Genomic DNA, 11696 nt, shown 5'->3' with positions numbered 1-11696 from the left:
AGATGTGTATAAGAGACAGGTCGTAGCCAGCAAAGAATCGGACTTTAATGCGGGGGCCACTGGTCGCGAAGGTTTCTTTCCGTCTAAACCCATCGTAAATCGATTCCCGCGTATTCTCTTCGGCCCACACGCCAGCCAATCCAGAGGCTGAAAATCGAATCAGACTCCTCGGGACTTTCAAATCGATTCTGTTGATATGTCTTTGATGAAACGAGATAAGCAAGTGCATCTTTTACATCATTGGTAGCTGCTTTGTTGACCGCGTATAGTTTCTGAATTGTCGGAAAAAAGCGACCTCCTTTTTTTTCGCCACACTCCACAAATAGAGTTTCATCGTTAAGAAGTTTGTATTGTTCAAAATCAGTGCTCGAAAGCGAAGTGCGGCTCATAAAGAGTGTGAGCTCGCGAATAGATGAAATCTGGCCAGGCTGAAGAGGAGCTTCTTGAACGGTAGAACAGCCGGGAAGTCCTACGATTGCAAGAATCAAGAGCGCGAAAGAGAAGTTTATTCTCTCGGAGAGATTACGTATTGTTCTCATCTGGTATTCCTAAAACAAATTTCAATGATGACTCTATCCCAGGATATGAAAAATGAAACCCTTCATTCAATAGTCGTTCAGGGAGCACACGAACACTGGCAAGTAAGAGCTCGCGGCTCATCTCTCCTAGGGCAAGTTGGAGGCCATGCGCAGACACCGGGAGAAGGGTAGGTCTTTTTAGGAGTTTGCCCAATAATTTCGTAAATTCTCTGTTGGTCACAGGCTCCGGTGAAACAAGATTAAAGATGCCGCTGGCTTCTCGCTTTACGAGGAGAAAATGTAAGGCGTAGATCAAGTCGTCAATCGAGATGCAGCTCATCCACTGTTTCCCGCTACCGAGAGTTCCAGCAACTCCAGCTTGAAAAGCTGGGAGCATCTTTTTGAGCGCTCCATCCTCAGGTGTGAGCACCACACCAATTCTCGTAATGATTGTTCTTATCCCAAGCTCTTCCGCCTTGCGTGCTTCTGTCTCCCAGAGTTCTGCAACATGGGTGGTGAATGCGGCGGGAGTATTCGAGCTTTCTTCTGTTAAAATCTCATCACCTCTATCACCATAAAATCCAACTGCTGAGGCAGAAAGAAAGACTTCAGGTGGATTCTGACACTCTTTCATTTTTTGAACTATGAGCCTTGTGCTCATAACCCGACTTTCTAAGATCTTCTTTTTTTGTTCGACCGACCACCTTTTCCCCGCGATATTTTCTCCGGCAAGATGCACTACCGCATCCGCACGTTCAAGGGCTTCTTGTGGCAGAGTGCCGTTGGGTACATCCCACTGATACGCATTATCTGAATTACCTGCTCTCCGCGACAGCGTCAGTACTGTGTGTCCAGCAATTTCTAGGAGGGCTGAGAGGTTGCGACCCACAAGACCGCTTGCCCCAGTGATGAGAATTGTTTTGGGTTTTTCGATAGTAAGCGCACTATGGTGTTTGAGGTCATGCAGAGTTCGTACATGACGGAAGTTAAAAGTTCGCCTGAGCTTTCGTTCTACCATTCGTCTTGCAATGAGAGTCGAAAACGGAGCGAAAGGAAGAGCATAATCTATGGAGTCATGCAGTTCGCTTGATTCTGGTGTTAAGGCAGTGAAAATGTGTTGGTGTTTCCATCGAGCAAATGGCCCAGTTTTTTGTTCATCTGTAAAAGACTGTGGAGGGGTTACCTCGGTATGCTCTGCTAGCCATTTTGTAAAGAGAAAAGGTGCAAGTGGCACGCGTAGGAGCACTTGACTATTCAGGGCAACTCCAGGACTGGTTTTTGAGAGAACAGAGATTGGCTCCCAAGGAGGAATGAGACGAGAGAGCGCTCCAGGAGACATGTGATATGCAAACACTTGCTCTTGTGAAAATGGAAGCACTGAGCGGAAAGAAAATTGCGACATGCTTCTCATCGTAGTGTTTTTTCACGGTGCTGAGAAGAAGATTTATCTGGTTTCTTTTAACGGGACGGTTCTTAGTTATATCCGCCTTCAAACCACGCATCTTGACGCGCCTCTTCATTCGGATCCTCAATCAGGCCACGGAGAACCCAACGACCAAGGCGTGCCTCGATCGCTGATACGTCAGCATTACGGCTATCAGGTACAAGTGGGTCTTCAAAGTCTGGATGAAATCGTAGCATATGCTCAAGAACAGCTCTGTCATGCTCTGATTTGGAGATAATCGCCCATATATTACGTCCTGCTTCTCCGAAGTCGATATCTCCCCATTCGATCATTTTCATGAGGTAGTGACCAGCGGTAAGCAGCTCTTCCGGCGCAGGAGGTCTTTGAAATGCGTATGAACCATCGCTTTGTCGCATCCTGTCTGCAATGGATACGAGGTTAGCAACCAGTTGAGGATGACAATGTTCTGACAGAATCTTCTCTTCAAGTGTTGAATCGAGATATGTCATTCTGATGGGATGAAGTCTCCTCAGCAGCGCCTGATCAAGTGTTCTGTTCATATTCTTTGTAAAAACCACGAGTAAGTTCTGTACGTTTCCATCAATAGGTGGACGCGACTGGCACCAGATCGTGCCGTCTTGTAGCGGCCCAAGAAAAAAGGTGTCCAGGTGAGGGCCAACTTTATCAATCTCGTCAATGAGAAGGAGAACAGGCTGAGTTTTTGATTTTTGGAAAGCTTTTGCTATGACACCCAGCTCAACGAGTTCTTCTCGTTTGGGCGTCCGGGTTCCTGACTTTGATTCAAGCATGGCAATTTGTGATGGCTTTTCAACGAGAAATTCAGTGTCCATGTCAGGGTAACAACTGAGGCACATCATCTCTGCGCCCACAATTTTAGAAAGGCACTTTGCCATAAAGCTTTTTCCACACCCTGACGGGCCTTCAAGAAGAAGGCTACGAACCTTCTTTGTTGGTGTATTGAGAAGCAGTGATATCTGTTGTGCTACGAACGGAAGGCATTGATAGCCTACTTCGCTTAACTTCCTGGTGAGCTCATTCGGAGTGCCAGCCGTGTGCCAGCCAATACCCTCAGGACGATAGGCATTTTTTCTGAGTTCCGAAGTTGGATCATCAACGATGCCATCAAGCACAAAGCGTCCCAATCGTGCGAAGATTTGATACTGGGTTGCATTTCGATTGTCGGGGACGAGCGGATCTTGGAAGTCCGGGTGAAGTCGGAGAAGGTTTTCAAACGATTCTCGATCTTTCTCTGACTTAGCAAGCATGTACCAAATATTTTTACCGATGAAAGCGTAGTCTGTAATATGCCACTGAAGCAGTTGAGTGATATACTTTCCTGTTTTCAGAAGTTCTTCGGGTGCGGGAGCCCTTTCAATTGGGTATGCCTCATCTGGATAGCGCATTATTCGAGCCACATGAATCAGGTTCTCAACGAGAATTGAGGCGCAGTGCTTTGAGAGCACTTTTTCCTCCAATTCGGGCTTCATATAATCCATTTTTATTGGCTGAACCCGTCGTAGTAGCGCATCGTTTAAGGGGCGTTCCATATTCTTGGTGAACATGATTAAAAGGTTGTCTCTATCGGCTTCAATTGCCGGACGAGACGCTGGTCGTACGACTCCATCTTGGATAGGGCCGAGGAAGAAAGTATCAATTGCCCAATCAGCTTTATCGATTTCATCAACGAGAAGAATTACTGGCTTTTCTTTGGACTTGAGGAAGGCTTGTGAGATCGGCCCAAGTGGCACAAGGTCATCTTTCGGCACCTCATGTCCTGTCATGGCTTGAGCAACAGCAGCATCTGAGGTTTTTTCGATCAGGTGGTCCATTTGCATGCCCTTATAGCATTGGACTACGATCAGTTCTGCTCCAGTAATTTTTGCGAGTGATTTTGCGAGAAAACTTTTTCCGCATCCAGACGGCCCTTCCATCATGACCGATGAGATGCTGTTGAGTTCGGTTTTTAAGAGCAGGGCCACTTGGCTTGCAATAAACGGCTGACAGATATAGCCGACCGTTTCTAGTTTTTTTAGGATTTCTTCCGGGTTTCCGATATGCCGAAAGCCCACCTTATCCGGGATGTATTCGTGTTCTTCCTGAGTGGCTCGCAATCCGAGTGCGGCTCCATCTATCGCTTTTCGCTCAGTGGTCGTATCGAGATAGTTCTGAAGTGCTTCAGAGAGAGCGTCAAGTTCGCTCGAACCTTCTTGGATGAGTCCTTCGAAAGAAAGATGGTTATCGTCAATATCGCTCACATCATTCTCTGGCAGACCAAGCCCGCCAAGTCCTTCCGTTTTCGGCAGAATCGGTGTCAGGGTTTGCTCTCTCTCTGGTTCGGTATCAATTTCGATTTGAAAAGGGGAGTCGAGTCGAAGGTCGTATGAAGTTGGTGAGATGAAATCTGAAACTTCTGTGTGCTCAAAAGGCTCCTCAGTGAAGTCTTCCTCCAGTTCTTGGTTTCGGTGAAGGACGTGTAGGTGATTTTTCTGAGCTGAAGATGAATCCGTGTCTGAGTTTTGTAATAGCTCATCACTCAAGGAGAGTTCGATTGGGTCTGTATCAAGTGCGAGACCGCCAGCACTGTGAGTGTCGTTTGGCTCTGTATGAGGAGTAGTCTTAGCGAGTTCAGTTGAGGAGGCCTGAAACCTTCTCCTTTCATCATTTCGACTCCCAACTCTTTGTTTCTTGTGAGTCGTTTGACCTCTGGATGTGTCAGTTTTTCTCTTCTTTGGCAGCATAACCACTTAAAACCTCTCTAAACCCACTCTGAAGTCCCCTTGATATCGCTCTTTTAGGGACAGAAAAACAAGTAATTCTCATATGATATCCTATTATCAGACCCCTTCAGGAGGTGATCTGGCACAGAATCTCTCAATACGGTTATGGGGGGTTTTGTGAGGAATGATTCTTAAAAATTAATTATTTTTATCAGAGGGTTAGAAGGGGTCTTTCGACCCTCTCTCCAGTAGTAAGAGAGTCTTTGGGGTGCGAGCTCCTCGGTATCAGACGTAAGTTGCCGCTTATCGCGTTTCTTAGCAGATTTGGACTCGACCGTTCACGGTACAGGTTCTTGCAACTTGTTCGGTGAAGTACGAGATGATGATATCTGCTCCAGCTCGTTTCATCGAGAGGAGTGACTCGAGCATAACTCGTTTTTCGTCTATCCATCCATTGGCAGCGGCTGCTTTGATCATCGCATACTCACCGCTCACGTTATAAGCGGCTGTTGGAACTCGAAACTCTTCTTTTACCCGCTGGATAATATCGAGGTACATGAGTGCTGGCTTGACCATTACGATATCTGCCCCTTCTTCTAAGTCAGCAAGCACTTCTCGCATAGCTTCGTCTGTGTTTGCGGGATCCATTTGGTATGACCTGCGATCTCCTTCAGATGGAGCGCAGTCAGCCGCTTCTCGAAACGGTCCATAACATGCAGAGGCATACTTCGCTGCATAGCTCATGATGGGAATATTTTGAAATCTATGTTCATCAAGATGGGATCTGAGGCAACCAATCATGCCATCCATCATACCACTTGGGGCGATCATATCAGCTCCGGCTTCAGCATGAGAGATAGCCTGTCGAGCAAGTATTTCAAGGGTTGCATCGTTATCGACATCTCCATCTTTCAAGATCCCGCAATGCCCATGAGAGGTGTATTCACAGTAACAGAGGTCAGTGATTACGAGCATATTTGGAAGTTCACGTTTGAAGGCGTGAATGGTCTCTTGGATAATCCCATCGGATTGCCAAGCCGCACTCCCGGTTTCGTCTTTGAATTCAGGGAGTCCAAATAGAAGCACTGAGGTGATGCCAAGGTCTGAGAGTTGGCGACCGTACTCTATTGATTTGTCGATACTTCGTTGTGCTTGTCCAGGAAGAGAGCTGATGGCTTTCTCTATTCCTGAGCCTGGGACGATAAAGAGCGGCTGAATAAGATTAGAGAGGGAGAGTTCTGTCTCTCGAACTAGCGTCCTGACAGTCTCTGATGAACGAAGTCGACGGAATCGAAAATGCGGAAACTGACTCATCTGTTGTGTGTCCTGAATGGTGTTTTATGCGCTTATTGTTATGTCTTTTTCGCTCCTGAATAGCAATAGCTATCTGTCCTCGGGGAGTAACATGAATAGGTGTAATCATCTTCTTCCATCATGCGAAAGCAGTAGAGAATGAGTCTGATAAGAAAGTAAAAACTGTTAGGATTCCGATTTCCTTTAGGATAGACTCAAAAGCAAGGGGGAGTTAGAAAATGCGCCAATCACGGTTATTGGTCCGCACTTCGAGACAGGTGCCTAGAGATGCCCATACAAAATCGCATCAGTTTCTGTTAAGAGCTGGTTATCTTAAACAGATCTCAGCTGGCACCTACTCCTATCTTCCTTTGCTCCACAGAACTCTGATGAAGATTAGTGAAATTGTGCGACAAGAGATGAATGCAGCTGGAGCACAGGAGTTGTTGATGGCTGCTCTTCAGCCGAAAGAGCTTTGGCAGGAGTCAGAGCGATGGGAGCGGTACACGGTTCTCGACGGGATAATGTTTTCGTTTGAGGACCGTCGCGGCGCTACTGTTTGTCTTGGGCCAACGCATGAGGAGGTTATTACCGATATCGTTCGTCGCGAAGTGGATTCGTATAAAGATTTACCTCTTACTCTGTACCAGATTCAGACAAAGTTTCGTGATGAGATTCGTCCGCGCTTTGGTCTTATGCGGGCGCGTGAATTCATAATGAAGGATGCGTATAGTTTTGATGCGGATCGGGAGGGATTGGAGCATTCATTTCATCTCATGGATCAGGCGTACCATAAAATTTGCAAACGGATGGGATTTGCCTATCGATCGGTAGAGGCTGATTCAGGAGCGATAGGAGGGGCTGTAAGCCGCGAATTCATGGCCTTAGCTGATTCTGGTGAAGATACCATAATGTTTTGTAACGCATGTGATTATGCAGCAAATCTTGAGCGAGCAGAGTCCCGATTGCAAGAGTATGAGCAAGACGCTGAGGTGCTTCCGATGAAGGAGGTCTTGGGCGAAAATCTGATAGGCGTTGAACCACTTGCTGCGCATCTCGGTATTCCGATTTGGAAGACCACGAAAACGCTACTTTTCAATGCGGATGATAGCGTTGTTGCAGTAATGGTGCGAGGAGATAGTGACGTTAATGGGTTAAAGGTAGCAAATTATCTTGGTTGTAAAATCTTGCGGTTGTGCTCGCCTGAGCAGATAAAAGAGCTCACGAATGCTGAGGTCGGCTATGCGGGGCCGATTGGTCTACCTGATCATGTAAAGATAGTTTCAGATAATTTTGTTGATAGAAGAGTCAATTTTGAATGTGGTGCGAATCAGACTCACTATCACAATATCGATGTGAATTTTGGAAGAGACCTTGAGAGACCAGAGTTTGGCGACTTTAAGTTGGCAAAGTGTGGGGATGGGTGTCCTCGCTGCGAGCATGGTGTGTTAGCTGAGACTCGCGGGATTGAGGTCGGCCACATTTTTCAACTTGGAACACAGTACTCTTCTCAGATGGGGGCCAACTTTCGAACGAAAGACGGAGAAAGTCGCCCATTGGTGATGGGGTGTTATGGGATCGGGATTACTCGTATAGCAGCAGCGGTTGTTGAAAGTAGTCACGATGAAAAGGGGATTATCTGGCCGCTACATATTGCGCCGTATCAAGTCCATCTCATAGGGCTTAATTTTGAAAAGGCAGCAATTCGAGAAGAGGCGGAGCGGCTGTATGATGAGCTACGTTTGCGTGGGGTAGAGACGCTTTATGATGACCGTGAGCTGAGGGCGGGGGAGAAGTTTTCTGATGCTGATCTTATAGGGATTCCTTTGCGAGTCACGGTAAGCGAACGGTCGCTAAAAAATGGTGGGGTAGAGGTAAAGCAAAGGAGCGGGCAGGAAAGTACGATAGTTGCCTCTCACCTGATTCACGAGCATATTCAGAGTTTTCTTGCTGCGGCAGAGGAAGGGATCTCTCGTTCGTAGTGGATTTCCCATGACATGGTGTTAATCGGAGGAGGCCGTCCCATCGGTTCGTCATCCAATGAAAAAAAGATGGTGGTACTTGAGAGAGGGGCACCTGATTACAGGGGCAGATTACCCATGATATTGTATCAATTGAAGTTTGCGGAATCTTGCTTACTATCAGGGTAGCAGCATGTTGCCTCTACTTCATCATTGAGTTGATTTTTCAAAAAGTGGTTCCAGAGATGCCTATCTATACCTTTAAACATATGAATGCTGAACTCGCCAGGCTTAAATGTATTGGGTTTTATAGAGAGGCGCTGTGTTGAACGCCCCTCCGCCTGCACGTTGTGTCCGTTTCCATCTCCTTGCCTACCAGTTTCGAGAAGGTTTAATGACACTTTTCCATCACCGGCATTATGTCCAGAGTTTACCTTCCAATTATGTCCCCAAGCCATTTCAATTGTCCCGTTATTAGGATCAAATATTCCCGTCTTTCGGATACTCAGGCTACAGTCATAGCCTTTTGCTAGGTCAGATAGTAACTGCTTTTTCCAGCGGTTAATATCTTTGGGACCTTTAAGAAGCGAGGTCTCGCACGTAATCTTTTCTCCGGCTATCGCTGAATAGACCGTTGAGTATTCCTCCGTAGAGACCCCCCACTGAGATGGATTGGATGTTGCATTTTTTATTTTCTTGAGAAACTCTTTTTCGAAGTTTCCTTTGCTGTCAGTAGCATCTTTTTTATTCCCAAGTTTTAGCGTGTTCCAAACCGAATTTGCTGCACCGATGATTACACAAATTCCACTTAAGTTTGGATCGCCATTTAGTGGGGAAGAATAGTTGGTAAGTAGTCCTGGTTCATAGATCTGGCCTCCAGCAGTATCGAGTCGTAAAATGTTCTCGAGAGCTCCTAGAGCTGTAAAGAGACCTGAGTTCCCTGAGTCACTTACCTCGACTCCCCAAACGGACTCTGGCGCTCGTGTGATGATATCCATTAGGGCTTCTCTTATTTTGTCCGCTTTTGAATCCCGTGGAGTAACCGCCTGCAGTAATTGTATGAACGACGCATTATCAAGTTCGATCACGTTTGTCTCTGCCTTTGCTTGAGAGGAGAATGGGTAGAGGGCAAAAATGAGAATCCCGACTAGGATACTCTTGATAACAGTAGCCGTCGGGGATCGAAGAGAATAGAGGGTGTTGTAGTTCATATAGCAGCTATGTTTCTGAAAATAGGTTCTATGTCTCTCTTAGAAATAACGGCGGGCTGCTCCAGATTCTTTACGTTTAGCAGGACTCCTATTGTAACGAGGTCTCGCCTACTATGAGATATTGAAGATATGTTCTGATAAATACTAGTTGTTTCAATGTCTTGCTAAGTAATCTTCGCTAGTTTCCTCAATTCTAGCGCTCTGTGTCGAAATTCATTAAGTCATCTCGTCTTCCCGAGTGCTTTCTTATGGCAAAGAAATCGTAAAGTCATAAACAGGACAAGCGGCCCCCAGATGGTGGAAATAACCAGAAGAGTCGGCGTATAGCCGATCGTAAGCTCAGTAATTGAAAAAGGAATGAGAATGGCACTCGAGCAAGGATACCTCCTATGAGCTTTGTATTCTTAGCAGTAGGCATGAGCCACATCTCAGCTAGTACCGTGTGGGTGGTAATGAGGCGGTAAAGAGATGGGTCTTTGGTTCGTAGCGGATTTCCCATGACAGAGTGTTAATCGGAGGAGGTCGTCTCATCGGTTCGTCATCCAATGAAAAAAAGATGGTGGTACGTGAGAGAGGGGGATGCATAATATGTATCGTTGTCTTACTAGGATTATAGAGGATGCAGTATCGCCCAGAGATAGATGGACTAAGAGCTCTCGCTGTTGTTCCAGTGATTTTATTCCATGCTGGCGTGAGCGGTTTTAGTGGAGGGTTTGTCGGCGTCGATGTGTTCTTCGTTATTAGTGGATTCTTGATCACAGGCATCCTTATAGATGATCTTGAGCGTGGGAAATTTAGCCTCGCTTATTTTTATGAGCGGCGCATAAGACGAATATTGCCAGCTTTATTTGCTGTGATGATTGTATGCATGCCCCTCGCATGGCTTTGGTTGTTGCCGGATCAATTACTCGAGTTCTCAGAGAGCGTGATAGCCACAGTTTTTTTCGTTTCAAATATATTTTTCTGGAGCAAGAGCGGTTACTTTGAAACAGCAGCTGAAGAAAAGCCCCTACTACATACATGGAGCCTGGCAGTTGAAGAGCAGTTTTATATTTTTTTTCCAATCCTCCTTCTGTATCTATGGAAATATCGAAAATCTTTACTCGTTCATATCTGTGTCTTTTTAGGGATAATGAGTTTTGTTCTGTGTGAAATTGGCTGGAGGGAAGCTGCATCTGCAAATTTCTACCTGGCTCCAGCACGAGGATGGGAGTTGCTGAGCGGAGCTATCGCCGCACTTATTACAAGGAAAAAACAAACTTTCGCTAATAACACGCTGTCCTCGTTCGGGCTTATAGCGGTGGTATGTTCGGTTTTTTTCTATGATCGCGGCACCCCGTTTCCAAGCTACTATTCTCTTCTCCCAGTTTTAGGAACAGTGCTCGTTCTCCTCTATGGAAGTACAGGAACCTTGGTGGCCACCGTGTTGAGCCGAAAGCCATTTGTCATGATTGGGCTAATAAGTTACTCGGCCTATTTATGGCATCAGCCATTATTTGCGTTTCAGCGAGTCAGAAGTCTTCATGCTCCTGACGAGATAACCCTGCTTGGCTTATCCTTTCTCTCTCTCGTGCTTGCATACCTGAGCTGGAGATTCATAGAAGCGCCATTTCGAAAACATGGATTCATGTCACGAGAAAAAGTGTTTACGGCTCTGTCTTTCCCCGCAGTTATATTACTCGTCGGTGGCTTCGTAGGCTCTATCTATGGTTCATCACCAGGGTTGTATTTTGACTGGAAGGATACAAGCGAGTGTGTTGTAAGAAATGGATTTGATGACGATGCGCATCCTAAAAAAATTTCTGAGAAATGTTTTCAGGAAAATGGAAGGAACTTTATTCTCGTCGGGGACTCGCATGCAGAAAGTGTGAGTAAAAAACTAAGAGAGGTTATAGAGAATCACAACGGAGGCCTGATTACTCTCTTGAGAGATGCATGTCTTCCTATCCCTGACACGTCACGCAAGCCTTTTCAAAGAGCATGCGTAAAAGACAAGAACGACTACTGGGAGTTTTTGAGCCGCACCTCAGCAACAGTTATTTTTGCTGCGCGGTGGAGACTTAATCTTTTTGGAAAGCGTTTTAACAATGGCGAGGGTGGGGTCGAAACTGGAGTCAGTGGCCAAAACTACATAATAAGTGATGAAAATACTACTTTAGTAAATCATTTGATTGAACAGATACGAAAACTCTCCAAAAAGAAAGAGGTAGTCGTTTTTTCTCAAATACCTGAGGCTGGCTGGCATGTGCCCCATCGGCTGCAGAGATTGGAGAACTCTGGCCAAATTAATCTCCTTCCGATTACGACTTCATATGAAGTATATCAGAACGAGAATAAACAGATTCTTTCGATGTTAGAACAATTAGAATCACTAGAGAGAGTTTCGGTTTTTAGGCCCGAGGCACTTGTTTGTGATACGTCCGTGAAAGGTCGATGCCTGAATACAAGCGACGGCGTGTCTTTATATCTCGATGATGACCATCCAAGTCCAGCCTATGCAGAACTTATAGCGAGAGCGTTTGAGCAACATTACCTTCAGGAGTGAGAAGCTCTTCACCAATTGACAGAGA

General features: G+C 45.9%; 7 protein-coding genes and 1 pseudogene. 2 read left to right on the top strand and 6 right to left on the bottom strand.

The genetic code is table 11. The features are described 5' to 3' along the window. The 5 genes and pseudogenes from EBR25_06000 to hemB all read right to left on the bottom strand — a co-directional run bounded on the left by EBR25_06000 (nt 1) and on the right by hemB (nt 5975). A pseudogene (locus EBR25_06000) lies at nt 1-154 on the bottom strand (DUF3604 domain-containing protein). Further along, nucleotides 84-539: a hypothetical protein gene (locus EBR25_05995; protein NBW40546.1), complete on the bottom strand. Its 456-nt coding sequence runs from the start codon at nt 537-539 to the stop codon at nt 84-86. Before EBR25_05995 ends, EBR25_06000 begins: the two are co-directional and overlap by 71 nt. Continuing rightward, nucleotides 523-1929, bottom strand: coding sequence for a TIGR01777 family protein (locus EBR25_05990; protein ID NBW40545.1), 1407 nt, complete (start codon nt 1927-1929; stop codon nt 523-525). Before EBR25_05990 ends, EBR25_05995 begins: the two co-directional genes overlap by 17 nt. Before the next feature lie 62 nt (nt 1930-1991). Further along, complete coding sequence (locus tag EBR25_05985; GenBank protein NBW40544.1) at nt 1992-4682, bottom strand: AAA family ATPase; 2691 nt, start codon at nt 4680-4682, stop codon at nt 1992-1994. Between the two features lie 294 nt (nt 4683-4976). Beyond that, nucleotides 4977-5975 carry a porphobilinogen synthase gene (gene hemB, locus EBR25_05980; GenBank protein ID NBW40543.1) on the bottom strand — a complete coding sequence of 333 codons (999 nt, stop codon included), beginning with the start codon at nt 5973-5975 and terminating at the stop codon, nt 4977-4979. Nucleotides 5976-6193: 218 nt separating this feature from the next. Between hemB and EBR25_05975 the strand changes: the two genes are divergently transcribed. Beyond that, entirely contained in the window at nt 6194-7936 is a 1743-nt protein-coding gene (locus EBR25_05975; protein ID NBW40542.1) for a proline--tRNA ligase, read from the top strand. A 128-nt stretch (nt 7937-8064) separates the two neighbouring features. On the opposite strand, the gene EBR25_05970 is transcribed toward EBR25_05975, so the two are convergent. Then, nucleotides 8065-9126 (bottom strand): hypothetical protein, encoded by a 1062-nt coding sequence (locus EBR25_05970; GenBank protein ID NBW40541.1) that lies wholly within the window; start codon nt 9124-9126, stop codon nt 8065-8067. A gap of 619 nt (nt 9127-9745) precedes the next feature. On the opposite strand from EBR25_05970, the gene EBR25_05965 reads away from it, so the two are divergent. Then, complete coding sequence (locus tag EBR25_05965; protein ID NBW40540.1) at nt 9746-11671, top strand: acyltransferase; 1926 nt, start codon at nt 9746-9748, stop codon at nt 11669-11671. The last annotated feature ends 25 nt before the right edge of the window (nt 11672-11696 follow it).

The organism is bacterium, assembly GCA_009926305.1.
Classification (GTDB): Bacteria; Bdellovibrionota_C; UBA2361; order UBA2361; family RFPC01; genus RFPC01.
Note: the sequence above shows the minus strand (reverse complement) of the source record. Positions and strands in the feature narration are given on the sequence as shown.